The organism is Kribbella amoyensis (assembly GCF_007828865.1).
GTDB lineage: Bacteria > Actinomycetota > Actinomycetes > Propionibacteriales > Kribbellaceae > Kribbella > Kribbella amoyensis.
Genome location: NZ_VIVK01000001.1, coordinates 4,604,554 through 4,630,488 on the forward strand (window position 1 = coordinate 4,604,554; position 25,935 = coordinate 4,630,488).

Annotated in this window: 24 protein-coding genes and 1 pseudogene; 13 read left to right on the forward strand and 12 right to left on the reverse strand. The window is 69.6% G+C overall.

Going from position 1 to position 25,935, the window contains the following annotated elements:
• Positions 1-132 precede the first annotated feature (132 nt).
• Complete coding sequence (locus FB561_RS21695) at positions 133-606, forward strand: RDD family protein (RefSeq protein WP_145809584.1); 474 nt, start codon at positions 133-135, stop codon at positions 604-606.
• Between the two features lie 134 nt (positions 607-740).
• Here the strand turns inward: FB561_RS21695 and FB561_RS21700 are convergent, their stop codons facing one another.
• The 4 genes from FB561_RS21700 to lipA form a co-directional block, all read right to left on the reverse strand.
• Entirely contained in the window at positions 741-2,027 is a 1,287-nt protein-coding gene (locus FB561_RS21700; protein ID WP_145809585.1) for an SAM-dependent methyltransferase, read from the reverse strand.
• Between the two features lie 87 nt (positions 2,028-2,114).
• Complete coding sequence (locus FB561_RS21705) at positions 2,115-2,459, reverse strand: VOC family protein (RefSeq protein ID WP_238334960.1); 345 nt, start codon at positions 2,457-2,459, stop codon at positions 2,115-2,117.
• 126 nt (positions 2,460-2,585) lie between these two features.
• On the reverse strand, positions 2,586-3,281 hold the full coding sequence (locus tag FB561_RS21710) for a DUF4191 domain-containing protein (protein ID WP_145809589.1): 696 nt from the start codon (positions 3,279-3,281) through the stop codon (positions 2,586-2,588).
• A gap of 21 nt (positions 3,282-3,302) precedes the next feature.
• The gene (lipA, locus tag FB561_RS21715) at positions 3,303-4,247 is read right to left on the reverse strand and encodes a lipoyl synthase (protein WP_145809592.1); all 945 of its coding nucleotides are present in this window, start codon (positions 4,245-4,247) and stop codon (positions 3,303-3,305) included.
• Between the two features lie 92 nt (positions 4,248-4,339).
• Between lipA and FB561_RS21720 the strand changes: the two genes are divergently transcribed.
• Both FB561_RS21720 and FB561_RS21725 read left to right on the forward strand, forming a co-directional pair.
• Positions 4,340-5,821 carry a histidine kinase gene (locus FB561_RS21720; RefSeq protein ID WP_145809594.1) on the forward strand — a complete coding sequence of 494 codons (1,482 nt, stop codon included), beginning with the start codon at positions 4,340-4,342 and terminating at the stop codon, positions 5,819-5,821.
• Positions 5,822-5,844: 23 nt separating this feature from the next.
• On the forward strand, positions 5,845-6,504 hold the full coding sequence (locus tag FB561_RS21725) for a response regulator (RefSeq protein ID WP_145813233.1): 660 nt from the start codon (positions 5,845-5,847) through the stop codon (positions 6,502-6,504).
• Between the two features lie 30 nt (positions 6,505-6,534).
• Here FB561_RS21725 and FB561_RS38715 read toward each other — a convergent pair.
• Positions 6,535-7,629 (reverse strand): annotated as a pseudogene (locus tag FB561_RS38715) (low temperature requirement protein A); the annotation flags it as partial.
• A gap of 197 nt (positions 7,630-7,826) precedes the next feature.
• Here FB561_RS38715 and FB561_RS21735 point away from each other — a divergent pair.
• From FB561_RS21735 to FB561_RS21760, 6 genes are all read left to right on the forward strand, one after another.
• A complete protein-coding gene (locus FB561_RS21735) occupies positions 7,827-8,048 on the forward strand; it encodes a hypothetical protein (protein WP_145809596.1) in 222 nt (73 codons plus the stop codon).
• Positions 8,049-8,095: 47 nt separating this feature from the next.
• Positions 8,096-8,968, forward strand: coding sequence for an RNA polymerase sigma-70 factor (locus tag FB561_RS21740; RefSeq protein ID WP_238334961.1), 873 nt, complete (start codon positions 8,096-8,098; stop codon positions 8,966-8,968).
• Entirely contained in the window at positions 8,965-9,339 is a 375-nt protein-coding gene (locus tag FB561_RS21745; protein WP_145809600.1) for a sigma-70 family RNA polymerase sigma factor family protein, read from the forward strand. The genes FB561_RS21740 and FB561_RS21745 overlap by 4 nt, the downstream gene beginning before the upstream one ends.
• Positions 9,340-9,469: 130 nt before the next feature.
• Entirely contained in the window at positions 9,470-10,351 is an 882-nt protein-coding gene (locus FB561_RS21750) for an ABC transporter ATP-binding protein (protein WP_145809601.1), read from the forward strand.
• The gene (locus tag FB561_RS21755; protein ID WP_145809603.1) at positions 10,348-11,526 is read left to right on the forward strand and encodes an ABC transporter permease; all 1,179 of its coding nucleotides are present in this window, start codon (positions 10,348-10,350) and stop codon (positions 11,524-11,526) included. The genes FB561_RS21750 and FB561_RS21755 overlap by 4 nt, the downstream gene beginning before the upstream one ends.
• A 108-nt stretch (positions 11,527-11,634) precedes the next feature.
• Positions 11,635-12,603: a LysR family transcriptional regulator gene (locus FB561_RS21760; protein ID WP_145809605.1), complete on the forward strand. Its 969-nt coding sequence runs from the start codon at positions 11,635-11,637 to the stop codon at positions 12,601-12,603.
• A 76-nt stretch (positions 12,604-12,679) separates the two neighbouring features.
• Here the strand turns inward: FB561_RS21760 and FB561_RS21765 are convergent, their stop codons facing one another.
• Both FB561_RS21765 and lipB read right to left on the reverse strand, forming a co-directional pair.
• Positions 12,680-14,143: a prolipoprotein diacylglyceryl transferase gene (locus FB561_RS21765; RefSeq protein ID WP_145809606.1), complete on the reverse strand. Its 1,464-nt coding sequence runs from the start codon at positions 14,141-14,143 to the stop codon at positions 12,680-12,682.
• A gap of 260 nt (positions 14,144-14,403) precedes the next feature.
• A complete protein-coding gene (gene lipB / locus FB561_RS21770) occupies positions 14,404-15,126 on the reverse strand; it encodes a lipoyl(octanoyl) transferase LipB (RefSeq protein ID WP_145809608.1) in 723 nt (240 codons plus the stop codon).
• A 119-nt stretch (positions 15,127-15,245) separates the two neighbouring features.
• Between lipB and FB561_RS21775 the strand changes: the two genes are divergently transcribed.
• Both FB561_RS21775 and FB561_RS21780 read left to right on the forward strand, forming a co-directional pair.
• Positions 15,246-17,144, forward strand: a complete 1,899-nt coding sequence (locus FB561_RS21775; protein ID WP_145809610.1) for a protein kinase domain-containing protein — start codon at positions 15,246-15,248, stop codon at positions 17,142-17,144.
• 52 nt (positions 17,145-17,196) lie between these two features.
• The gene (locus FB561_RS21780) at positions 17,197-17,421 is read left to right on the forward strand and encodes a helix-hairpin-helix domain-containing protein (protein ID WP_145809612.1); all 225 of its coding nucleotides are present in this window, start codon (positions 17,197-17,199) and stop codon (positions 17,419-17,421) included.
• Positions 17,422-17,492: 71 nt separating this feature from the next.
• Here FB561_RS21780 and FB561_RS21785 read toward each other — a convergent pair whose 3' ends face one another.
• Complete coding sequence (locus tag FB561_RS21785) at positions 17,493-17,924, reverse strand: MerR family transcriptional regulator (protein WP_145809613.1); 432 nt, start codon at positions 17,922-17,924, stop codon at positions 17,493-17,495.
• A 58-nt stretch (positions 17,925-17,982) separates the two neighbouring features.
• On the opposite strand from FB561_RS21785, the gene FB561_RS21790 reads away from it, so the two are divergent.
• On the forward strand, positions 17,983-18,822 hold the full coding sequence (locus FB561_RS21790; protein ID WP_145809615.1) for a polysaccharide deacetylase family protein: 840 nt from the start codon (positions 17,983-17,985) through the stop codon (positions 18,820-18,822).
• A 59-nt stretch (positions 18,823-18,881) separates the two neighbouring features.
• Here the strand turns inward: FB561_RS21790 and FB561_RS21795 are convergent, their stop codons facing one another.
• From FB561_RS21795 to lpdA, 3 genes are all read right to left on the reverse strand, one after another.
• Positions 18,882-19,772 (reverse strand): TIGR01777 family oxidoreductase, encoded by an 891-nt coding sequence (locus FB561_RS21795; RefSeq protein ID WP_145809617.1) that lies wholly within the window; start codon positions 19,770-19,772, stop codon positions 18,882-18,884.
• Between the two features lie 368 nt (positions 19,773-20,140).
• Positions 20,141-22,000: a 2-oxoglutarate dehydrogenase, E2 component, dihydrolipoamide succinyltransferase gene (sucB, locus tag FB561_RS21800; protein WP_145809619.1), complete on the reverse strand. Its 1,860-nt coding sequence runs from the start codon at positions 21,998-22,000 to the stop codon at positions 20,141-20,143.
• 102 nt (positions 22,001-22,102) lie between these two features.
• On the reverse strand, positions 22,103-23,485 hold the full coding sequence (lpdA, locus tag FB561_RS21805) for a dihydrolipoyl dehydrogenase (protein WP_145809621.1): 1,383 nt from the start codon (positions 23,483-23,485) through the stop codon (positions 22,103-22,105).
• 272 nt (positions 23,486-23,757) lie between these two features.
• On the opposite strand from lpdA, the gene FB561_RS21810 reads away from it, so the two are divergent.
• On the forward strand, positions 23,758-24,075 hold the full coding sequence (locus tag FB561_RS21810) for a hypothetical protein (RefSeq protein ID WP_145809623.1): 318 nt from the start codon (positions 23,758-23,760) through the stop codon (positions 24,073-24,075).
• A gap of 228 nt (positions 24,076-24,303) precedes the next feature.
• On the opposite strand, the gene FB561_RS21815 is transcribed toward FB561_RS21810, so the two are convergent.
• Positions 24,304-25,797 (reverse strand): leucyl aminopeptidase, encoded by a 1,494-nt coding sequence (locus FB561_RS21815; RefSeq protein WP_145809625.1) that lies wholly within the window; start codon positions 25,795-25,797, stop codon positions 24,304-24,306.
• Positions 25,798-25,935: the final 138 nt, after the last annotated feature.

Here is a 25,935-nt window from a genome sequence, read left to right on the forward strand (position 1 = left end):
CGTAGGCCCTGCCGATTACTCGGCCGTGACCCCAATGTTTCGCGGATGTTACGCCCAGCGTGTCCGCGCTGACCCACTGGTGTACGCGGGGGAGGGGAGTGAGATCTCGCCCGTCCTCCGTAAGGTTGCATCATGGCATCATCCCCGCAGTCCGGAACAGGACCCGCCGAAGAGTTCCGCTATCCGGGCAACCGTCTCGGCCTCCCCGAGGAGGGCCCCGGCTCGGTGGCCGGCTGGGGACGCAGAGTGCTCGCCCTCTTCCTCGACTGGTTCATCGCCGGCCTGGTCGCGAGCGCCGTCACCAGCAAGCCGATCTGGGCCGGAGGCAACGACTACAACACCGCCCAGCTGGTCGTCTTCTTCGCCATGACAGCAATCCTGGTAGGCCTGGTCGGCTCCACGATCGGCCACCGCGTCTTCGGCATGCGCGTGATCACGACCAAGCGAACCGACGTGAAAGCCGAGGGGTACGCGGCGCAGGTCGGCCTGCTGTCGGGAGCGATCCGCGCGCTGCTCGTGAGTCTGGTCCTGCCCGCGGTGATCTACGACCGCGACCACCGAGGCCTCCACGACCGAGCCGCCAACACCATCATCGTCCGCCGCTGAAGATCCGGATTGTGAGGTGGTGATGGGGATGGCGGGAATGTGACGAGGATCATCTAAGGATTCTTCGCGATCCTCAGGTGACTGGTTGTGTTTCAGAGGAAAGGCAAGCGCTGCCTGGCGAGCGTGGGGAGTACCTAGCGCTTCGTGAGCAGCAGTTGGACGTCGTCGAGGTAGCCGGAGCGGAAGCCTGCCTCGGAGTACGCGAGGTAGAACTCCCACATCCGCTTGAAGGTCTCGTCGAAGCCCAGCGCCGCGATGTTCGGCCACTGGTCGACGAAGCGGTTGCGCCAGATCCGCAACGTGCGGGCGTAGTCCGGACCGAGGTGGCGGAGGACCTGGGCCTGCAGGCCGGTGTGTTCGGTGGTGACGTCCTTGATCACCTTCACCGACGGGATGAGTCCGCCCGGGAAGATGTACTTCTGCACCCAGGTGAAGGTGTTCCGCGTCGCCAGCATCCGTTCGTGCGGCATCACGATCGCCTGGACCACGGCAACTCCGCCGGGCGCGAGCCGGCGCTCGATCGCGTCGAAGTAGACCGGCCAGTACTTCTCGCCGACCGCCTCGATCATCTCCACGCTGAGCACGGCGTCGAACTCGCCGATCTGGTCCCGGTAGTCCCGCAGCGCGACCTGGACCCGGTCGCTCACCCCGGAGTCGGCGATCCGGCGTTGGGCGAGCAGCGCCTGCTGGGACGCGATCGTGATCGCCGTGACCCACGCACCCCGTTGCGCCGCCCTGATCGCCAGGCTCGCCCACCCGCACCCGATGTCGAGCACCCTGGACCCGGACCGTACCCCGGCCGCGTCCAGGATCGCGTCCAGCTTGGCCAGTTGGGCCGCGGTGAGTTCGTCGTACGACGCGGTCGCGAGATCCGCGGTCGCCCGCTCACCGAAGTACGCCGCGGAGTACGTCAGGGTGGGATCGAGGAACTCGGAGAACATCGCGTTGGACAGGTCGTAGTGACGGCTGATGTTCTGCCGGGAGCCGGCTCGGTCGTTCTCCTGCTCGCCCGGCTGGGACCGCGTCACCAGCCAGCGCAGCGACTGCGCCCACTTCGGCAGCAGTTGCCGCTTCTCCTCGTCGCTGAACCGCTGCGCGAACGGCAGCAACAGGTCCCCGAGGTCGGTCCCGGGTGCGGGATCCCAGTCGCCGGCCAGGTACGCCTCGCCGAAGCCGGATCCGGCGTCCTGGCTGAGCCGGTCCAGGAACGGGCCGCTGCGGTGGACACGCATCGCCGGATCGCCGGTCCCACCCCGTCCGTACGTGCGGTTGTCCATCGTGATCGTGGCCGGCAGGTCCTTGCCGATGAAACGGATCGCGGCCAGCGCGCCCGCGCGCCGGACCGGGTTCGACCGGGGCGCGACCAGCGTCGGCCACGTCTCGGCCACCGGCTGGTGCACCGCCGGGATGAGATCCGTCATGTCTGTCTACCTCTGGTTTCGCGGCGTCCTGGTCGCACCTTAAGGCCGCGAGGCGACGAAAAGGTGCGACACGAGGACACGGTGGTCTCAGCTGCCCCGCTGGCCGAGGACGAGGCGGTTGCCGTCGGGATCCTCGGCCCGCGCGACCCGCTCACCCCACGGCTGCTCGGTCGGTTCCTCGGTGACCCTGCCGGTACCCGTCCGGATCGCGTCGACGGCCGCCTGGCAGTCGTCGACGTACAGCCACAGCGCGATCGCGGGGGTGCCGTCGGTCCGGCGGTACTCCGGGTCGTGGCCGAGGCCGAGCGACGCCTTGCCGAACCGTAGGCTGACGTACGCCGGCGGCCCGGTGGGCGGGAACTGGTAGGTCAGTTCGCCACCGAGCACGTCGGTGTAGAACGGCAGCAGCCGCTCCAGGCCAGCAGTGGTCACGATAGGAAAAACGTCGTCGGCGGCCATCGGTTACCTCCTCGTTCGCAGGGTAGGACCTCAACCTGACGAACGAGGAGACCGGAAATCGACGCCCGACCGCCCAGCAGGCGACCGATCGGGGCTGGTTCAGCGGCCCTTCATCGCCTGGCGGGCACCCTTGAGGCTGGTCGGGACCGGCCCCTTCGGCATCGGGACCTGCGGGCGGACCGCGTCGAGCGCCTTGAGCCGCTGCAGCAGGTCGGTGATCTCGGACGGCTGCAGCGCGGCCGGCAGCTTCATCACGTGCTTGGTCAGCTTGCGGATGTCGACCTCGCCCTCGCCCTGACCGGCGATGATCTCGATCACCGGCGCGCCGCCGGCCACCCGGGAGTGCTTCTTGCGCTCCGCGGTGAGCAGGTTCTTCACCCGGCTCGGCTGGCCCTCACCGACCAGGACGATGCCCGGCCGGCCGACCACCCGGTGCACGATGTCGGCGTTCTTGGTGACCGCGACCGCGGGCGTCACGTTCCAGCCGCGACGCAGGGTCTGCAGCGCGGACGCGGCGGCACCGGCCTGACCCTCGATCTGGCTGTACGCCGCTTTCTCGACCCTGCGGCCGAACACGATCGTCGTGGCCAGGAACGCGAGCGCCACGCCCAGCGGGATCCACACCAGCAGCGGGCCGACGAAGATGCCGAGGACGACGAACACGGCGACCAGGCCGAGGAAGATCGCGGCGAGCAGCAGCCCGATCCGCGGGTCGGACTTCTTGGTCAGCTGGTACGCCGACCGGATCTGCTTCAGCCGGCCGGTCTTCTCGGCGGGGGCGTCGTTCTTGGCCATCTCTACCTTTGTCCGTTGTCTCTACGCGTCCTGGGTCGCGGCGGTCATCCGCGACTCCACCGCCTGACGGTACAGCCGACCGGCCCGGTACGACGAACGCACCAGCGGACCGGACATGACCCCGGCGAAGCCGATCTCCTCCGCCTCGGCCTGCAGCTCGACGAACTCCTCCGGCCGGACCCAGCGCTCGACCGGGTGGTGCCGCACCGACGGGCGCAGGTATTGGGTGATGGTGATGATCTCGCAGCCGGCGTCGTGCAGGTCGGTCAGCGCCTGGCTGACCTCCTCGCGGGTCTCGCCCATGCCGAGGATCAGGTTGGACTTGGTCACCAGGCCGTAGTCGCGGGCCTGGGTGATCACGTCGAGGGAGCGCTCGTACCGGAAGCCGGGGCGGATCCGGCGGAAGATCCGCGGCACCGTCTCGACGTTGTGCGCGAACACCTCCGGCCGGGACGAGAACACCTCGGCCAGCTGCTCGGGCACCGCGTTGAAGTCGGGCGCCAGCATCTCGACCCCGGTGCCCGGGTTCAGCTCGTGGATCTGCCGGATCGTCTCGGCGTACAGCCAGGCGCCGCCGTCGTCCAGGTCGTCGCGGGCGACGCCGGTCACGGTGGCGTAGCGCAGGCCCATGGTCCGGACCGACTCGGCGACGCGGCGCGGCTCGTCCCGGTCCAGCGCCTGCGGTTTGCCGGTGTCGATCTGGCAGAAGTCGCAGCGCCGGGTGCACTGGTCACCGCCGATGAGGAAGGTGGCCTCGCGGTCCTCCCAGCACTCGAAGATGTTCGGGCAGCCCGCTTCCTGACACACCGTGTGCAGTTCCTCGGACTTCACCAGCTTCTGCAGCTTCTGGTACTCCGAGCCCATCTTGGCGCGCGTCTTGATCCACTCGGGTTTGCGCTCGATCGGGGTCTCCGCGTTGCGCACCTCGAGCCTGAGCAGTTTCCGTCCTTCTGGGGCGATCGTCACGCCCCCCAGAGTACGCGCCGCCTCAGCGCGCCCGGCCACCCGGACGCCGTCCACGCGCTCCGAAGATCGGACACCACCTAGTCTTGGGACCCATGTCCACCCCTCAGCCCGGCGTCGCCGCCCCGGCCGGCACCGCCTCGGCGGCCCCCGCCGGGACGAAGTCCGCCGCAGCCGCCGAGACGCTGATCGGCGCCCAGCCGGGTCAGCCGCCGGCGGCCGGGGTGAGCGGGGACTGGCAGCGGCCGGGCCCGACGAAGCGGGAGCGCCGGTTCGACGTCTTCCTCGGGCTGGCGATGGCCGTCGCGGGCCTGATCGGGACCGAGCTCGCCAAGGCCATCTCCCCGGGTCCGGTGCAGATGGGGCTCGGCGGCGTCGAGGCGTACGTACTGAGCGTGGCCATCACGCTGCCGCTGTGCTTCCGCCGCCGGTACCCGCTGATGGCACTGGTCGCGGTGGCGGCGCTCTTCGTGGTCTCGGGCGAGCGCACCCCGTTCGCCTTCGCGGGCAACCTGGTCACCCAGGCCACCCAGTTCATGGCGATCTACGCCGCCGTGGCCTGGGCGCGGAACCGCCGGCGGATGAAGGTGACGGTCGTCCTGATCTTCGCCGGGATGTTCTGCTGGCTCTTCTACGGCTTCGTCAAGGCGCTCCGCGAGGACGCGATCCAGGGTGCGAACGAGGGGATGTTGCCGCCGTACGTCTCGTTCGTGCTGCTCAACTTCGCCCTCAACGTCGTGTACTTCTTCGGGGCGTACTTCTGGGGCCGGACCGCCTGGGGGATCGCCCGGCAGCGGCACGAGCTGGAGGAGCAGGCCGCCGAGCTGGCCGCCCAGCAGGAGGCGAACGCCCGCCGCGCCGTGATCGACGAGCGGCTCCGGATCTCCCGGGAACTGCACGACGTCGTCGCCCACCACATCAGCAGCATCGGCGTCCAGGCCGGCGGCGCCCGCCGGGTGATGGCGAAGGACCCCGAGGCCGCCAAGAACGCGCTCAGCGTGATCGAGAACTCCAGCCGCACCGCGGTCAACGAGATGCGCCAGCTCCTCGGCATGCTCCGGGCCGCGGACCCCGACCTCGACCTCGGTGGTCCCGATCCGAAGGCGCCCCAGGCCGGGGCGGAACGGCTGCCTGCGCTCGTCGCCACGGTCGGCGACGACGGTCTGTCGGTCGGGTTCCACCAGATCGGGACGCCGGTCCAGCTGCCGGAGACGGTGTCGGTCTCGGTGTACCGGATCGCGCAGGAGGCGCTCACCAACGTCCGCCGCCACTCCACCGCCCGCAGCGCCCACGTCACCTTGCGGTACCTGGGTGACGTCGCCGTCGAGGTCGAGGTGATCGACGACGGCCGCCCCAAGCACGCCCCGGTCGGAAGCCGGCTCGGCCATGTCGGGATCCGGGAGCGGGTCAGCCTGCTCGGCGGCGAGAGCGAGATCGGACCGCGCCCGGTCGGTGGCTTCCGGGTCCGCGCCCGGATCCCGCTGAAGGCCCCGACCGACCTGCCCGACGACCAGCCGCTCGATGCCGTACCGACCGGCGCGACCGGTGACCGCCGCACCGAAGGAGATCAGCCGTGACCGCGACCGACCCCAGTCCGCCGATGCGGGTCCTGCTGGTGGACGACCAGGACCTCGTCCGCGCGGGCTTCCGGATGATCCTCTCGGTGGAGCCCGACATCGAGGTGGTCGGTGAGGCCGCCGACGGCGAGAAGGCGGTCGAGCTGGCCGCCGAGCTGCGCCCCGACGTGGTGCTGATGGATGTCCAGATGCCCGGGCTGGACGGGATCGCCGCGACCCAGCGGATCGTGGCCGCGAACGCGGGCAAGGTGGTCATCCTGACCACGTTCGACCGCGACGACTACCTGTTCGAGTCACTCGGCGCCGGGGCCAGCGGGTTCCTGCTGAAGAACACCGCGCCCGAGGACCTGGTCGAGGCGATCCAGGTGGTCCACTCCGGCCACGCCCTGCTCGCCCCCGAGGTGACCCGGCGGGTGATCAAGCGGTTCACCGGCAGCGGCGAGCGCGTCTACCGGCCGGACCTGGTGGCCGACCTGACCGAGCGCGAACGGGAGGTCCTGGGCCTGATCGCGCGCGGCCTCACCAACACCGAGATCGCGGCCCAGCTGTTCGTCGGCGAGGCCACCGTGAAGACGCACGTCTCCCGGGTCCTGCTCAAACTCGGTCTCCGCGACCGCGTCCAGGCGGTCGTCTTCGCCTACGAGTGCGGCCTCGTCGTCCCCGGCGACGACCCAGCTTCCTGATCCGATCCCGGTCAGCACGATCACCACCACGGCCACTAGCGCCGTCAACGCCACCACGGCCGGCGCGGTGACCTGCTCGGCAAGCAGCGGCAGCCCCGCGAGAACGGCGACCGAGCCGAGGACGACGCGCGGCCTCAGTACGGGTGTCGTCACGATCGGCCGGTGGACGGCCCACAGCAACAGTAGGAACGCCCCCGCCGGTCCGGCGACCGTGTAGCTCAGCAGTATGGGGGAGAGCTCGTGACTGCTCGGCTGGACAGCCACCTCAAGGCCCGCACCGACAGCGGCGAGCGCGGCGAAGATCCCGTAGTGCCCGTACCCCCACCGGTACGAGCGCTCGCGCCGTTCACTCAGTCCACCCGCGGCCGGCTGGAGGAAGTAGAGCCACCACAGCGCGAAGAGCAGGACGAGCCCGGACGCGGCGATCAGGACGACGGAGCCGTTCACGTCCCCGCGCGTCACGGCGACCTGCACGCCCCTGGTTGCCGCGAGCACGCTTTCGCCGAGCAGGATGATCGCGAACAGGCCGTACCGCTCCGCGATGTGGTGCGGGTGCCAGGTCGTCGGGTGGGTTCGCTCCGCCCACAGGGGGACCACTAGTTCGAGCAGAACCAGCAGCAGGAACACCGGCAGCTGGAGCGCTCCGCCGGCCAGGACGAGGCCGAGGATCCACCCGAGTTGGGCGAACGCGATCCCGCCCGCGTACCGCAGCGCCGTCCGCCGTCCGGCCTGATCCTCCAGCGCGGCCCGTACCCACTGCGCGACCAGGGCGACCCGCATGATCAGGTAGCCGAGCAGCACGGCCCGGTAGTCCCCGTCCGCGGCCGCCGCCGGTACACCCGCGGCCAGGACCAGGACACCGCCCATCTGCACCATCGTCAGCAACCGGTACGGGACGTCGTCGATGGCGTACGACGAGGCGAACCAGGTGAAGTTCATCCACGCCCACCAGATCGCGAAGAACACCTGCAGGAACGGCACCAGCCCGTCGACGGCGTGCCCGGCCTCGATCTCATGGGCCAGCTCGGCCGTGACGGCGGCGACGGCCACCACGAAGGTCAGATCGAACAGCAGCTCCAGCGGGCTCGCCGTTCGATGCGGCTCGTCGATCGCGCGGGCGGTCATCCGGATCCTGATCCTGGCTACGGGCACGGTGTGACTCCTCTCGGTCCGTCCACACAGACCGGACAGACCGGCGATTTGTGACCGGCGACTTTCCTGCAGTGGTCACAACGCGGCCTGCTGTCCTGTCTTAGCTGGCACCAGGGCGGCCATCAGGTGCCCGCGGACAGGAGGACGAGCATGCAGAGCATGGTGTCGCGATGAGCACCGGACCCGGCGAGTTCCTGCACGGCCTGGAGGTTGAGGTGGAAGCCGATCTCGGCATGATCGCGGACAGCCGCCCGGAGGAGGCCGCGGCCGCACCGGTCACCGAGTGGCTGGTCGACCCGGCCGAGGTCGAGCGCGAGCAGATCGGTCTGCGCAGCCTGCTGGGAGCCGTCGAGGCGTTGGAGGGCGACGCGTACCACCACGGCGACGTATGACCGAAGATGTGGGAGACGGCGAACCGGCGGACGGCGGAGGAGCGCGGGTGACCGACTGGGAGGACCTCGAAGAGGCGGCGAAGGTGTTCGCGGAGTTGCGGCCGCGGTTGTTCGGCATCGCGTACCGGATGCTGGCCAGCGCGAGCGAGGCCGAGGACCTGGTCCAGGACGTCTGGCTGCGCTGGCAGGCGACCGACCGCGGCGTCGTCACCAACCCGGGGGCATACCTGGCGACGGCCACCACGCGGCTCGCGATCAACGTGGCCAAGTCCGCCCGGGTCCGCCGGGAGACGTACGTCGGTCCGTGGTTGCCCGAGCCGGTCGACACCAGCAGCGACCCGCTCCTCGGTGCGGAACGCGGTGAGGCGCTGGAGTTCGCCGTACTGCTCCTGCTGGAACGCCTGTCGCCCAACGAGCGAGCCGCGTACGTCCTGCGGGAGGCGTTCGACTACCCGTACTCGGACATCGCCGAGATCCTCCAGACCAGCGAACCCGCGGTCCGCCAGCTCGTCAGCCGCGCCCGCAAGCAGGTCACCGGCGATCGGCGGAAGCCGGTGAGCGGTGTTGAGCAGCGGGAACTCCTGAGCGCCTTCGTGACCGCGGCGAGGTCGGGTGACCTGGCCGCCCTGGAGAAGTTGTTCGCGCCGGACGTGAAGAGCCTGTCCGACGGGGGCGGCATCGTCCGGGCCTCGCGGATCCCGGTGCTCGGCGCGGACCGGGTCGCGCGGTACATCGCTGCCTTCAAGGACCGCTTCTGGGTGGACGTCGACGTACGGTTCGCCACGGTCAACGGTCAGGCGGCCGCGCTGTTGCGGCACGACGGGGAGACCTTCGCGGTCCTCACCGTCCACGGTTCCGCAGAGGGGATCGAGCAGGTGCTGTGGATGATGAACCCGGGCAAGCTGGGGGCGGTTGGGTGACCACGCGCGAGGTCGTTCTCCGCTTCGCCGAGGCGTGCGCGGCGGGGGACACCGAGGCGCTGGTCCGGGTACTGGCCGTCGACGTCGAGCTCGTCGTCGACAGCGGTGGCCGTGTCCTCGCACCGCTGCGCCCGATCCGCGGGTGGTCCGCGAGTGCCGAACGAGTCATCGCCTTGTTCGCCGCGCGCCCTGCTGCCGAAGTGGAGCTCGCGGACGTCAACGGCGGCACGGGCCTCGTCGTACTCCGCGCCGGGGTGACCGAGGCGGTGATCAGCCTCGCCGTCGACGGTCCGCTCGTCACCGCCGTCTGGATCGTGCTCAACCCGGACAAGCTGCGCCACTGGAACCACCGGAGTCCGTCCCACGGATGATGTGACCGATCACCCTGCGGGCCGACGTGTGCGGCAGCCGTGATCACTAGCTTTGGAGATGCTCCCGCGTCGGGAGTGGCCGGACACGGGTCCGGTCCGGGGGCCGAGGCAGCAGAGGAACGGTGAACGGATGCTGAGCGTTGCTGGGTTGACCCGGCGGTTCGGTGATCACCTCGCCCTGGACGACGTGAGTTTCGACGTCGTGCCGGGCCGGATGACCGGGTTCGTCGGGGCGAACGGGGCCGGCAAGACGACGACGATGCGGATCATCCTCGGGGTACTCGGGGCGACCGCCGGCGAGGTGCGGTGGCAGGGCGGCCCGCTGACCCAGCAGGTCCGGCAGGACTTCGGGTACATGCCCGAGGAGCGTGGGCTGTACCCGAAGATGAAGATCCGTGACCAGCTGGTGTTCTTCGGCCGGTTGCACGGGCTGGACCCGGTCCGGGCGGGGGAGCGGACCGACAAGCTGCTCGAACGGCTGTCGCTGGCCGAGCGGTCCGGCGACATGCTGGAGACGTTGTCGCTCGGTAACCAGCAGCGCGTCCAGATCGCCGCGGCGCTCGTCCACGAGCCGATCGCGCTGGTGCTGGACGAGCCGTTCAGCGGACTCGACCCGCTCGCCGTGGACGCCATGGTCGACCTGCTCCGCGAAGAGGTCAGCCCTGAGGTCCCGGTGCTGTTCTCCAGTCACCAGCTCGACCTGGTGGAGCGTCTGTGCGACGACCTGGTCGTGCTGTCCCGCGGCAAGGTGGTTGCCGCCGGCCCGGTTTCCGAGCTGGCCGCGACCTCCACCGCGACGTACCGGTTGGTGGTCGACGGTGACGCCGGCTGGTTGCGCGACGTGCCGGGGATCCAGGTCCGCGACGTGGCCGGCGGCAGCGCGCTGTTCGACGTCACGGACGCGGGCCGGGAGCAACAGGTACTGCAGGAGGCGATGAGCCGCGGTTCGGTGATCGAGTTCGGTCCCGAGCGGGTGGCGTTGAGCGACGTGTTCCGGGAGGCGACCCGATGAGCGAGCAGCACAGCCGATTGCGGCACCCCTGGCAGTTGGTGGCCCACCGCGAGGTCAGTACGAAACTGCGGGACAAGACCTTCCTCGGGTCGACCGCGTTCATGCTGATCATCGTGCTGGCTGCCGTGATCATCCCGGCGATGATCGCGGGCCGCGGTGGCGCGGACAAGATCGCTGTCCTGAACGACGCCGGCGCGAAGATCGTGCAGACCGCAGACCTGATCAAGGGCGGCGACAGCTTCGAGCCGGTACAGGTGGCGAACCGGGCCGCGGCCGAGCGTTCGGTGACCGACGGAGACGCGAAGGCCGCGCTGCTGCCGGCCGACAACGGGTACATCGTGCTCGGCGACGACCGGGTCGACTCCGGCATCCAGACCAGCCTGCGCGAGGCCGTGGTCAACCTCGGGATGGAGCAGAACGCCGCCGGCGCCGGCCTCACCCCCGAGCAGCTGCGCGCGAACACGGCCCTCACCGAGGAACTGCTGAACCCGGGCCCGTTGCCCGACGTGGTCGCCGAGTTCGTGAACATCGGGCTCGCGCTGGTCTTCTACATGACCGCGCTCGGCTTCGGCATGATGATCGCGCAGAGCGTGGTCCAGGAGAAGGAGAGCCGGGTCGTCGAGATCCTCGCCGCCGCGGTGCCGATCCGGGCGCTGCTGTGGGGCAAGGTGATCGGCAACACCGTGCTCGCGCTCTCCCAGATCGTGGTGATCGCGGCCGCGTCGATGGTCGGCCTGCTGGTCACCGGCCAGGCGGACATCCTCGAGGTGATCGCGCCGGTCGCGGGCTGGTTCGTGGTCTTCTTCGTGCTCGGGTTCGTCGCGCTCGCCGGACTGTGGGCGGTGGCCGGGTCGCTGGCCACCCGGCAGGAGGACCTCGGCTCGACCACGTTGCCGGGCCAGATGATCCTGATGGTGCCGTTCTTCTTCTCGGTGTTCGCCGGCTCGTCGGCCAAGACGGTGGCCTCGTTCATCCCGATCGCGTCGTCGATGGCGATGCCGGGCCGGATGCTGACCGAGGACGTGCCGCTCTGGCAGCCGCTGGTCGCGATCGTGTTGTTGCTGCTGGCGACGGTCCTGATCGTGCGGCTCGGGGCGAAGTTGTACGAGCGGACCCTGCTGCAGACCGGCCGCCGGCTCGGGTACCGGGAGGCGATGGCGCTGAAGGCGTCATGACTTATCGTCACAGCCGGGGAAGCGTTACAGGAAACTCCCCGGCTGTGACGAAACCGCAACACGTGATCACTGTGAGCTGTGTCCGGACCTCGACTACGGTCTCAACGCATGAACGTCGAGCTGCGCCACCTGCGGGTGGTGGTCCTGGTGGCAGAAGCGGGGTCCGTCGGACGGGCCGCCCGCTGGCTGAAGGTCAGCCAGCCGAGCCTCACGGCGCAGCTGAAAAGGATCGAGACCGCGTTCGGCGGTGAGCTGTTCGAGCGCTCCCGCACCGGTGTCACCCCCACCGCCCTGGGCCGGTACGCCGTGGACCGGGCCCGCGCGATCCTCGTCGACGTCGACCATCTTTCGGCCACCGTGTCCGCGATGACCGCGGTGGAGTCGAGCGCGGTCCGCCTCGGCGGCTTCCCGACCGCACCGATGTCGGGCATCGCCAGCCGGCTGCGCGACCACGGCGAGATCGAGCAGGTCAGCATCGAGGTCGAATGGTCGACCAGCGTGCTCCTGCAGCAGCTGGAGAGCGGCCGCCTCGACTTCGCCCTGCTGCGCGAGTTCCCCGGCTTCGAGCTCCGCCTTCCGACCGGTGTCGAGGCCTGCACGATCGTCGAGTCCGAGTCGGCCTACGTGGTCCTGGCCGCCGATCATCCGCAAGCGGTCGCCACCCGGCTCCGCGGCGAGATCGACCTGGCCGTCCTCTCCGGTGAGGAGTGGATCGGCGAACCACCGGACGACAGCGGCTTCCACGTCCTCTTCCGTGCCGCCTGCGAGACCGCCGGCTTCAGCCCGCGCGTCGAACACCACTCGGTCGACACCTCGGTCCTGATGGGCTTCGTGACCAGCGGACAAGGCGTCGCCCTGGTCTCACCGACCTCGTACCGCATGCTCTCCAGCGACGTGACCACCCGCGCCCTCGAGGGCGACCCGATCCACCGCCGCCTCCTGCTGGCCTGGAGCACCGAGTCGCCCCGCGCCCAGATGGCCTCCGACGTCTGCCAGATGGCGATCCAGGCCTACGACGAAGCCTTCGCCGAACACGCCCGCCGAGGCCGGCACCAACAACGCATGCACGTAGCCTGACGCAACGACAGAGGGCCCGCCGACCGGCGGGCCCTCTCTCGTTGCGCTGACTTCGTCGTCGGGTCTTGGAACCCGGCTAGGCGCCGGCCGCCCGAGGCGAGTTCATCATCGGATTCCCACCCATCGACGAGTTGTCGACCCCGAACCCAGGATTCACGAACCCGCCGAAGAACATCTCCCCGGTGTCCTCAGGATTGAACCCCTCCATCCGCTCCCGATACTGCTGCCCAACCTCCTGCACCTTGCCGACAGAAGCCGAAGCAGCCTTCACCTCACCCTCCACACCAGCCTTGGCAACGGGCGCACCCCCAGCACCCCCAGCACGGGAAACTCCCTGAGCCTCACCACTGGGCGCCTCCGGCGAAGATTCCCGAACATCCTCAGCCCGCCCCACAGGACCAGCCTGCTGAGAAGGAGCCGCCTGCTGAGGGGAAGCCGCCGACTGCGAACCAGCCGCCTGCTGACTCGGTTGCCCAGAGCCACCACCCACTACCCCGTCGCCACTACCACCACCCGCACCGCGATCATCACCGCCGTCACGAGCACCATCAGCGGCATCGCGAGCACCAGTGTCACCGTCGCCACCACCCTCGCGACCGTCACCACCCTGCGACGGCGAACCTTGCAACTCATCTGAACTGCCGCTCTGCGGCTCCTGCGAAGGCGCCTCCGGTACCTCGTCGGCTTGCCCGGGCTCCTGAACCGTCACGTCTCGATCAGCCTCAGCCGGAACCTGCCCCGCGTCCGCAGCCTGAGCCTGATCCTCGACAGGAGCTTGTACCGGCGCCTCAGCCTGAACCGCCCGACCAGCATCGCCCGACTCCTCGGCGACCGGAACCGCGACGGTCTCGTCCCGATCGGTCGGCACCAACACCGTCCGGTCCAGATCGTTGCCCTCGGCATCGTCAACCTCGGACGGCGCGAACTGCATCGTGTGCTCGTCCGCCTGGTTCCGCGGCCGCACCGGCTCCGGCTCCTCGTCGAACAGGTCGTCGTAGCTGGTGTTCCCGAAGTTCGAGAAGCGGTTCTCCGCCCCGTACTCACCCCCGGCGGCCGCCGCCGGGTACGCCCCGGCGAGCTGAGCAGCCTCGGCCGCGGCGGCCTCCTCCTGCTCGCGCTGCAACCGCTCGGCCTCGGCCCGCCGCGCCCGTCGCCGCTGAACGGCCCGAGTCATCAACTGGATCGAGTACACCAGCGAGATCACCGCGAGAATCGGCACGACACCGTTCAGCACGTACTGCTTGAGCCCGTCGATCATCCCGGTCGTGACCCCGGGAACGTCGTTCAGGAAGTTCGTCGTCCGATTCGGGATCCAGTGCACCGCGTAGATCATCAGCCCGAACGTCAACGCCGCCCCGAGCGCCGCAGCTCCCGCGAAGTACGAAACCACCGCCCAGAAGATCAGCGCCGCAATGCCGTAGGCGAGCGCCATCTCCTTCGCACTCAGCTCGATACCGCCCTCGGCGGCCAGCACTCCGAACCCGGCCGGCAGAGCCACCGCCACAGCGATTCCCAGAAGGAACCCAAGGAATTTGGACACGTGCCCACCGTAGCGACGATCGAGCCCGACACCCCGCAGACACTTCGCGAAACCTTTACACGCTGCGACGTGCGCTCACACAAACACTTGATCCCACCCGCAAACCCACAGCCCCACACACCAACCCACAACGTCAGCGGGGATTCCGGACCAATCCACCGACCCTGCCAGCCGATTCGAGCCCGCGAACGCGCAGCATGCGGGGAAGCGCCGCCGTGGGGGAGAGCAGACGCTGTCCCCAGATCCCGCGAGCTGGCCGACTACGGCGTGACGGCGAGCCCGTACGTGATGCCCGTCGGCGCCGTGTCCTCGTGGTCGAGGTCAGGTGTGCGGTCGTACTCGTCCCACGCGAGCATGCGATCGAGCTCCCGTCGCACCGGCGTAAGCACCTCGGCGATGCTCACGTCGCGGCCGAGCTCCTTCGACAGCGTGGTCACGTCCGCGTCGGAGATCCCACACGGCACGATCCGATCGAACCAGCCCAGATCGTTGTCGCAGTTCAGCGCGAGCCCGTGCATCGTCACACCCTGCGAGACCCGGATCCCGATCGCCGCGATCTTCCGTTCCCGGCCACGATCGTCGGCCGCCACCCACACCCCGCTGCGGCCCTTCACCCGTCCGGTCGTCACCCCGAGCTCGGCGCAGACCGCGATCAGCGCTTCCTCCAGCCGCCGAACGTAGTCCACGACGTACACATGTGAGGCCAGCTTCACGATCGGGTACCCCACCAGCTGCCCCGGACCGTGCCAGGTGATCTTGCCGCCCCGATCGACGTCGACCACCGGCGTACCGTCCATCGGCCGCTCGTGCGGCTCCGTCCGCTTGCCCGCCGTGTACACCGGCGGGTGCTCGAGCAGGATCACCGTGTCCGACTCCGTGCCCTCGGCAACCGCCGAGTGCAGGCGCCGCTGCTCCGCCCACGCGCTCTCGTAGTCGACCGCGTCGGCGCCGAATCCGGCTTCCACGTACTTGATAGCCCTCACGCCTTCGAGTGTATGCCTGCCGCCTCCGGCCCTTGTCTCCCCATCCACAGGCCCAGGTCGGAACAGGCCGCTGTGGATAACTTCCGCGCTGCTCCGGCCGAGTCGTGCACTCTCTTTGCATGGCACTCGAAGACATCGCCGGCTACAGCCTGCGCCGGAGGCTCGGGGCCGGATCAGTCGGGACTGTCTGGCTGCTCCGCGACCTCGCCTCCGGCCGGCACGCCGTGCTCAAACGCATCCCCACCACCGCGATCCACGACCCGGAGGAGTTCCACCGTGACCTGACCCTCATCCGCAGCATCGACCACGCCCACATCGCCCGCCTGATCGAGGTCCGCCAGACCGAGACCGACTGGCTCCTCTTCAGCCAGTACGTCCCCGCCGGCACCCTGGGCGCTCTGCTGAAACGTCGAGGGGACCTCACCCGAGGCGAGCTCGTCACCCTGATGGGTCCCTTGGCGCAAGCCCTCTCCACGCTGCACCAGCTGGATCTTCATCACGGTGCTCTCAGCCTGACCAACATCATGCTCGACGCCGACGGCCGCCCCGTCATCACCGACGCCGGCCTCCGCACCCTCCAAACCACCGGAACCCAACCGGCTGCGACCCAACCCACTGCGACCCAGCCGACCGGAACAGCAGCCGAGGACCTCGCAGTCCTGGCCACCCTCGCCCGCCGAGCCGGCGCCGACATCGACCTGCTCCCGGACGGCCTCTTCGCCGCCGACGCCAGAACCCTCGCCCAGACGGTCTTCCGGCTGGCCGAACCCGTAGCCCTCAACCTCGGTTTCGAAGCAGAAACCACCTCACTCGCTACCGATTCGACCAGTCCACCCACCGACACAAAGGAGGTCCAGCCCAAGCCGATCAACCTGACAGCCCGGCGCCTCCCACCCCGCCGCAAACCCACCACCCCGAGCAGCCAAGCCCTGGCCCGCAGACCCTTCCTCGTCGTCCCCAGCACAGACCACCACCGGCCCGAAACGCCCACCCGAACCCCGCCCAACCCCAACGCGCCAAACCCCGCCCCGACAAACCCCGCTCCGACGAATGCCGCCCCGACGAGCCCCATCCCCAGACTGGCCGCCCCCACCCCATCAGCCCGCCCAGCAGACGTTTCGCCGCCAACGTCTGCTTCATTGGCCACGCCAAACGGACCGCTGCCCACGCCTGACCTGTCGTCACCCAGCCCTGGATCGGCTACCTCCTCGAACCGTCCTGCCCAGACCCGCCGATCCCGCCCGGCCAAAGCCCGCCGCAGTCACAGCCGAGGAAGGAGCCAACTCCGCCGCACCAGCCGTCCGAGCCGTAAGCCACGCCGCACCACATCCCAGCGCCTCGACCGGATCCTCACCACCGCCCGCCAAGCCGCCGGCCGTAAGCAAGCCGCCTACGGCATCCTCGCCGCAGCCGCGCTCGCCGCGGTCATCGTCCTGGTCCTCGGCCTCATCACCCTCGACGTCCTCGGCACCCCGACCACCAACCCCGCCGCGGCCTCAACCCCCACGGCCGATCCGACCCGGACAACCCCGACCCCAACAACCCCAGCCCTGACCCCCGCACCCACCACCTCGACAACACCGCCGCCATCAACCACAACGGCGGTGAATCCCTCAGCTCCGCATGCCACCAGCAACCAACCCTCGGCCTGGCTACAGATCCTGAAATCCCTTGACCAGCAGAGATCCCGCGCCTTCGCCTCCCTCGATCCCACGGCCCTGAGCGCGGTCTACCACCCCGGCTCGCCACCCTGGACCGCCGACCGAGCTCTCCTCGCCACCTACAAGGCCCAGCAAGTCCGCATCGACAACCTGCAGATCCAGATCCAGCACCTGACGATCGAGAAGGCCGACCCCACCACAACGGTCCTTCGCGTCACCGACCGCCTCTACTCAGGCACGGCCACAGACAAAGCGGGCCACCGCACGACCTTCGAGCCAGGCACACCCACACCCCGCCGGATCACCCTCACCGCCACCAACAACACTTGGCGCATCGCCGCCATCACCAAGGCCTGACGACCACCACACGCCGACCATCGGCGCGAGCACTGATAACCAAGGAGCCGTGATGCCCCCAGAGGATTCCCCGGTCCCCACCGAGTACCCGCAGTCCATCGGCCGAACGGCACGTCGCGAACTGGCCCTCAACGGCTTCACCACGTTCGACCAACTCACGAAGGTCACACCGGCCGAACTGCTCGAGATCCACGGGGTCGGACCCAAAGCAGTCCGCCTCCTCACCGAAGAGCTCACCGCCAGGGGGCAGTCCTTCGCCGGGGGCCAACCTCACTAACGGCGGCGCCTAGGGGCAGATCATGGCGGCGGCAGTCCCTGCCGACAGGTCGGAGGCGACTGCAGAGGAGCTCATCGATGAGGGTGCGAGCGACTCGAGGTAGTGGAGGCGAGTGAGACTGGCTGGTCCGGGCCTGTGATGTTCAGTTCGCGGCTCGCGGTCGCGATCACGTCTTCGAGCACGGTGCGCGACGTAGCCAGGTGAATGATCATCTGGTCGATGCGGTCACGCTCCACCTTCAGTTCGGTGACCAACGCAGGGGTCGCGTGCTGATTCGGGCCGCCGTCGGCGTCGCGCATGCACGGCAGCAACTGCCCGATCTTCCTGCTGGACAGCCCGGCCGCGAGAAGCTGCTGGATCAGGATGACCCGGTCGACCGCGGATTCGGTGTACTGACGGTGACCGCCGTGACTGCGGTCCGAGCTGAGCAGCCCCTGCGTCTCGTAGTAGCGCAGAGACCGTTCGCTGACTCCGGTCCGACGAGACAGCTCACCGATCCGCACAAGCCACTCCACTTCGCCGCTTGAACCTGACACTGATGTCAACTCTTACCGTCAGAGTATGACTCTGTTCAACTACAGCCCGATCACTGAACGCCCACCGATCGCCTGGCCTGACGGTAAGCGGGTCGCCTTCTATGTCGGACTCAATCTCGAGCACTTCCTGCCCGGAGAGCCGTCAACCAGTATCTGGCCACTCGACGTCACACCCGACCCGCTGAACCACGGCTGGCGGGACTACGGCGCGCGGGTCGGAATCTGGCGGACGATCGACATCCTCGACCGCTACGGGATTCGCGCCAGCGCACTGGTCAACTCGATGGTTGTCGAGCACAACCCGCAGATCATCCGGGCCGGCGTCGAGCGGGACTGGGCATGGCTTGCGCACGGCCAGACCAACTCGATCCTGCACACCGGCTACCTGCCGGACGACGAGCGCCCCATCCTGACCGAAATCACGACCGCGATCGAGTCCGCCACCGGCCGGAGGCCGAGAGGGTGGATGGGGCCGGCACTCACCGAGACTGTCAATACGCCGGCGCTGCTGCGGGAGCATGGCTACCAGTACGTCCTCGACTGGACCAATGACGACCAGCCCTACCATCTGAACGTCCCCGGAATGATCAGCGTGCCGTACACCGTCGAACTCAATGATCTTGGGTTGTTCCTCCGCGGCCTGAGCGGTCCCGACTTTCTCCAGATGGTCAAGGACCAGTTCGACGTACTACGCGACGAGTCGGCCGCGAGCGGTCGAGTGATGGCACTCGCGCTGCATCCGTTCGTCATCGGTCAGGCGTTCCGTGCGAAGTACCTCGACCTCGCGCTGGAGTACATCGCCGCGCGGCCAGATGTCTGGCTGACGACCTCGGACGAGATCGCAACCCACTATCTGACGAGCTGAGACCAAGGTCGACACGTCGGCGCCCAGGCGGATCGCGGTGGTGGCCGAGGTGGATGCCGTTACTGCTTGAGGGCCGCGGCGATGGCTTGGTCGGCGGTGGGGTGGTCGAAGGTGAAGTTGGTGGACTCCAGCTTCTGGGGGAGGACTCGGTTGCTGCCGAGGAGTTCCCACGCGAATTCGCCGAGGACGGTGGTGAGGACGAAGGACGGCACCGGGATGGCGGCCGGGCGGTGGAGGGCCCCGGCCAGCGACTTGGTGAACTCCTTGTTGGTCACGGGGTTCGGGAGGGTGAGGTTGACCGGGCCCTCGACGGACTCGGTCTCGGCGACGTGGCGGACCGCGCGGAGCCAGTCGGTGAGGGAGATGACGGGGAAGTACTGATCACCGGAGCCGAGGCGGCCGCCGAAGCCCAGACGGAAGGGGAGAGACATGAGCTGAAAGGCGGGCGCGGCATGGTCGAGGACTACGCCGGTACGAAGGGCCGCAACGCGGACGCCGGCTTCACGGGCCGGGTCGGCGGCCCCTTCCCAGAGGCGGACCACGTCGGAGAGGAAGCCATCGCCCAGCTCGGACTCTTCGGTCAGGATGCGGTCGCCGCAGTCCTTGCCGTAGCCGCCGACGCCGCTCTGGGTGAGGAAGACGGGCTTCCGATCCAGCTTCGCGGCGGCTGCCGCCAGCGTGCCGGTGGTGCTGACGCGGCTCTCACGGATGACGTTGCGGTACTTCGGGGTCCACGGGCGGCCGATGTTCGCACCGGCCAGGTTGATGAGGACGTCGGCGTCCTCGAGGGCGGTCGGGTCGAGAGTGCCCGCGGCCGGGTCCCAGCGGACCTCACTGGGCTGGCTCGGCGCACGACGGACCAGGCGGGTCACCTGGTGCCCGTCGGCCAGCAGGTCACGCGCGAGCGCCTTGCCGAGGAAACCGGACGAACCGGCCAGCACGTACTTCATCTCGGATCCTCCCGGGATCGCCCTGTTCGCCATCCAACGCCAACGGTCCGCACGGTACTCCGCGCGCACCAACCGTCCCTCCAAAGCCGCGTCTTCACCTCCGACGCGGCCACCAGCAACAACTACCCACCACTCACCAATCCACGCCCCAGCCCAGCTCGGCCAGCCCGCCTCTGACTAGCTCGCGGAGTCGTCTGCCCCTTTGCTACCTGCTGATGAGTCGCATCGGTCGCCGACGCGCCGGGCGACGGCTGCGGGACTGGGTCGCGGTCGGTGGAAGTAGCTGGGGGCAACGAAAGCCGGCCCGCCGCGGTGGGCGGCGGGCCGGCTTCAGGTCGTGCTTGAGTCAGCTGGTGCTGACGGCAACCTCAGACGTCGAACTGGGCTTCTTCGAGGCGCTGCTTGACCGCGGTCAGGTAGCGGGCCGCGTCAGCGCCGTCGACGATGCGGTGGTCGTAGGTGAGGGCCAGGTACACCATCTGGCGGATGGCGATGGTCTCACCGAGCTCCGGGTGGGTGATGACGACCGGGCGCTTGACCACGGCACCGGTGCCGAGCATGCCGACCTGGGGCTGGTTCAGGATCGGGGTGTCGAACAGGGCGCCGCGGCTGCCGGTGTTCGTGATCGTGAACGTGCCACCGGCCATCTCGTCCGGCAGCACCTTGTTGTTGCGGGTGCGGTCGGCGAGGTCGGCGATCTTCTTCGCCAGGCCGGCGATGTTCAGGTCACCGGCGTTGTGGACGACCGGGACCATCAGGCCCTTCTCCGCGTCGACGGCGATGCCGAGGTGCTCGGCGGCGTGGTAGGTGACCTCGCCCTTCTCGTCGTCGATCGAGGCGTTCAGCTTCGGGTACTGCTTGAGCGCGTCCACCGCGGCCAGGGCGAAGAACGGCAGGAAGGACAGCTTGACGCCCTCGCGGGCCTGGAATTCGGCCTTCTTCGCGTTCCGCAGCTTGGCGATCTCGGTGACGTCGACCTCGACCACGGTGGTCAGCTGGGCCGACACCTTGAGCGAGTTGACCATGTGGTTCGCGATGGCCTTGCGGATCCGGCTCATCTTCTCGGTCGTACCGCGCAGCGGGCTGATCGCCGGCGCCGCGGACTTCGCCTGGCCGGCGGCCGGGGCCTCGGCGGCAGGCGCCGGGGCGGCCTTCTTCGCCTCGGCGGCGGCGATGACATCCTGCTTGCGGATCCGGCCACCGACGCCGGTGCCCTGGACCGACCCGAGGTCGACCTGGTGCTCGGCGGCGAGCTTGCGGACCAGCGGGGTCACGTAGTTCGGGCCCTCGGAGGAGGAACCGTTCGACGCGGCCGCCGGAGCCGACGGGGCCGGAGCCGACGCAGCCGGAGCCGCGGCGGGAGCGGACTGCGGAGCCGGCGCAGCGGCCGGGGCCGGAGCCGCGGCAGGAGCAGCAGCGGGAGCCGGAGCGGCCTGCGGAGCCGGTGCAGGAGCAGCAGCGGGAGCCGGAGCAGCAGCCGGGGCCTCGGCAGCGGGGGCCTCAGCGGCGGGAGCCGGGGCAGCCTCCGGGGCGGGGGCCTCGGCCGGGGCGGGCGCCGCGTCGCCGGAACCGACGACGGCCAGCTCGGCGCCGACCTCGACGGTCTCGTCCTCGGCGACCTTGATCTCGAGCAGCTTGCCCGCGACCGGCGACGGGATCTCGGTGTCGACCTTGTCGGTGGAGACCTCGAGCAGCGGCTCGTCCACCGCCACATCGTCGCCGACCTGCTTCAGCCAGCGGGTCACGGTGCCCTCGGTGACGCTCTCACCCAGCGCGGGCAGCGTCACCGGCGTACCGGAACCCGACCCAGCGGCGGGGGCGGCCTCAGCGGCGGGGGCTTCGGCGGCCGGAGCCGGAGCGGCCTCCTCGGCGGGCGCAGCCTCAGCGGCCGGAGCCGGGGCAGCCTCCTCAGCAGGGGCCTCCTCGGCGCGAGCCGGAGCGGCCTCGGCAGGGGCGGCCTCGGCGGGGGCCGAGGAGCCGGTACTCTCGCCGGCGTCGCCGACGACGGCCAGCTCGGCGCCGACCTCGACGGTCTCGTCCTCGGCGGCCTTGATCTCCAGCAGGGTGCCGGCCACCGGCGAGGGGATCTCGGTGTCGACCTTGTCGGTCGAGACCTCCAGCAGGGGCTCGTCGACGGCTACCGTGTCGCCGACCTGCTTGAGCCAGCGGGTGACGGTTCCTTCGGTGACGCTCTCCCCGAGGGCCGGCAGGGTTACAGAGGTCGGCATGACGGTGGTTGCTCCTTCGTCTGATCGGACTCGTTGTCAGCCTACGGTGTCGCGCGCGCCAACCGGAGCCGGGTCACCCGGTGACCGGAACCGGCCGCGCCGTCAGTCGTGGAAGTGCAGCGGCTTCCCGGCCAGCGCCAGGTGCGCCTCGCCGAGGGCCTCGTTCTGGGTCGGGTGGGCGTGCACCAGCGGGGCCACGTCGGCCGGGTACGCCTCCCAGTTGTAGATCAGCTGGGCCTCGCCGATCAGTTCGCCGACCCGGGAGCCGACCATGTGCAGGCCGACCACGGCGCCGTCCTTGGCCCGGACCAGCTTGACGAAGCCCTGGGTCTTGAGGATCTGGCTCTTGCCGTTGCCGCCCAGGTTGTAGTTGAGCACCTCGACGTCGCCGTACTTCGCCTTCGCCTGCTCCTCGGTGAGTCCGACGGACGCGACCTCGGGCTCGGAGTACGTGACCCGTGGGATGCCGGCCTCGTCGATCGGGGTCGGGTTCAGCCCGGCGAGGTGCTCGGCGACGAAGATGCCCTGCTGGAAGCCGCGGTGCGCGAGCTGCAGCCCCGGCACGATGTCGCCGACCGCGTACACGCCCGGCACACTCGTCCGCAGGTGCTCGTCGACGGTCACGAACCCGCGATCCAGGGCGACGCCGACCTCCTCGTACCCGAGGCCGCTGGTGTTCGGGCCGCGGCCGACGGCGACCAGCAGCACCTCGGCCTCGATCACCTCACCACCCGCGACGGTCACCTTCACGCCGTTCTCGGAAGTCTCGACGGACTCGAACGGCGTGCCCGTCCTGAACGCGATCTTGCGCTTGCGGAATGCTCGCTCCAACGTCTTGCCGCAGTCCGCGTCCTCGGCCGGAACCAGCCGGGGGAGCGCCTCGACGATCGTCACCTTGGTCCCGAACGACGTCCACGCGCTGGCGAACTCCACCCCGATCACGCCACCGCCGAGCACCACCGCGGACTCCGGCACCCGGTCCAGCGTCAGCGCGTGCTCGCTGGCGATGACGTGCCGGCCGTCCACTTCGAGCCCGGGCAGCGACTTCGAGTACGACCCGGAGGCGAGGATGACGTTCTTCCCGGTGTACGTCGCACCGGCGACCTCGACCGTCGTCGGCGACGTGAGCCGGCCCTCGCCCTCGATCACGGTGATGCCGCGAGCCTTGATCTGGCCCTGCAGCCCCTTGAACAACCGGTCGACGATGCCGTCCTTGTACTTGTTCACGCCGCCCATGTCGACACCCTCGAGCGTCGTCCGGACCCCGAACTGCTCACCCTCGCGGGCCGAGTCGGCCACCTCGGCGGCGTGCAGCAGCGCCTTGGTGGGGATACAGCCGCGGTGCAGGCAGGTACCGCCCAGCTTGTCCTTCTCCACCAGCGCCACCGACAGGCCGAGGGTCGCGGCCCGCAGTGCGGCGGCGTACCCACCGCTGCCGCCGCCGAGGATCACCAGGTCGTACGTGCTGTCTGCCGTGTTCGTCACGAGTTCCTCCGTGGGCTTCTGGTCGGCGGGGCGGCCCCGGATCGCGGAGTACCGGCCCGGGCGTCATCTTGTCACCGTCACCCCGCTCCGCGCCGCCCGGGATGCCCGGTGAGACAACTTCCGGGGCGTTGTCGGCGTCGTAGCTGGTGACCACTCGCGTACTGCGTGCTGCCGGCGTGGCGTGGTCGAGCTGTCGTACCGGCCGGGGGCGGGCGTTTCGTTGGTGGGCGTGGTGCTGGGAGGGACTTGCGGTGATAGGGGACACTTACGTCATGAAGTGGTTCGGTCGCCGGCAGAGGCCGGGCACGATGCGCCGGTCGGACAATCCGGACCAGGCGCACCTCCGGGAGTTCGCCCAGACGCGGCAGGGCGTCGAGGGGTTCGTCGAGCCGCGCACGGCGGTGACGGACTACACGATGCTGCTTGTCGCCATCGACGGCGAGTGGACGCGGCGCCGCGTGCCGTCGGTCGAGTGGGCCCACTCCTTCGCCAACAAGCTGGGCATCCCGTCGTACGACGCGGCCGTCGTCGGCTATCCACCCCGCATGCGCGAGTACAACGCCCGCCAGAAGAAGAACGGCCTGGCCTGACCACGACCAACCTCGCACGCGGATTCAGCTAGTTGGCGCGGCGGTCAGCTGATCGCTGGTCTGGGGGGCTGGGGACGCGAGCATGCTCGTCTGTGGGTCGTACACCCACCTGTGGAGCCCGGTCAGCTATCTGCTCAGAGCAACCCGCGCCGCCGGCAACCAACGGTTGGAACGGCCGAGCCGCCGGGGCCCTCAGGCTTCCGGCGGCTCGGGTGGTACTGCACTACTTCAGGCTGTGGCTGCGGCCAGCTCTACCAGGGTTCGGACTGCGTAGCCGGTGCCGCCGGTGGGGGTGTAACCGGAGGGGCCGCCGTCGTTGAAGGCCGGGCCCGCTACGTCGAGGTGGACCCAGTCGATGCCTTCTTCGACGAAGTCGCCCAGGAAGGCTGCTGCCGCCAGCGCGCCGCCCCACGGCTCGCCGGTGATGTTGGCCAGGTCGGCGACCTTGGAGTGGTTCTTGAGCTTGTCCAGCATCTCGGCGGGGATCGGCAGCGGCCACATCGCCTCGCCCGCGGCCAGGGCGGCGTCCACCACGCGCTCGCGGGCGGTGTCGGTGTTCGCGAAGGCGCCCGCCACCTTGGTGCCGAGGGCAACGACGCAGGCGCCGGTCAGGGTGGCCACGTCGACGATCAGGTCGGGCTGGTCCTCGGACGCCCGGACCAGCGCGTCGCCGAGGACGAGGCGGCCCTCGGCGTCGGTGTTCAGCACCTCGACCGTCTTGCCGCCGTACATCGTCAGCACGTCGGACGGCCGCGCCGCCGAACCGGACGGCATGTTCTCCGCCATCGCGGCGTACGTGGTGACCTGGACCGGCAGGCCGAGCCGCGCGATCGCCAGGGTCGCGCCGACGACGGCGGCCGCGCCGGCCATGTCCGCCTTCATGCTGATCATGCCGCTCGCGGTCTTCAGCGACAGGCCGCCGGAGTCGAACGTGATGCCCTTGCCCACGTACGCGAGGTGGGTGACCGGCTTCTTCGGCGTGTAGCTGATCCGGATCAGCCGCGGCGGGTGGCTCGAGCCCTGGCCGACGCCGAGGATGCCGCCGTACCCGCCCTTGGCCAGCGCCTTCTCGTCCAGCACCTCGACCTTGACGCCGTACTCCTTGCCGAGTTTCTGCACGTGCTCGGCGAACTCGGCCGGGTGCAGGTCGGACGGCGGCATGTTCACCCAGTCGCGCACCTGGTGCACCGCGTCGGCGACGATCGAGGCCCGCTCCAGCGCGGCCTTGGCGTCCTTGTTCCGGGCCAGGTCGGTGAGCACCGTGAGGTTGCCGGGGGCGTCGTTGGTCGCCTCGGACTTGTACGCGGTGAACGCGTACCGCCCGATCAGCGCGCCCTCGGCGACGGCGCGGACGCAATCGGCGTCCGGCGTCGGCAGCGCGAACGCGACGGACTGGGAGGCCTTGGCAGCACGTACGCCCACTCCCGCCGCGGTCCGCAGGTCCTCGGTCTTCAGCTCGCCGTCCGGGGCGGTGCCGAGGCCGACCGCGACCAGCAGCGCCGACTTGCCGGGCTTCGGGCCGGGGACCTTGGTCACCTCGCCGGCCTTGCCGGTGGCGCCGAGCCCCGACAGCACCTCCACCAGCTTGCCGTCGTACGCGGCGTTCAGCGACTCGGTGCCGGCCGGCAGGGCGACGCCGCCGTCGAGCTTGACGACGCCGATGACGACGACGTCGGTCTTGACGCTCGCCGCATCGGACTTGCTCAGGGTGATGGTGCTCACGGAATCCTCAGTCCTCCTTGACCGGGTGGCAGATGTGCCCGGTCGTGACGGTACGTGCATGCTGCCTCCGCATGCTACGCGCCGGTGCCCCGCAGTGGCTTGCCCGACCGTCGCGGCAGGGCACGTTCAGGTAGGTTC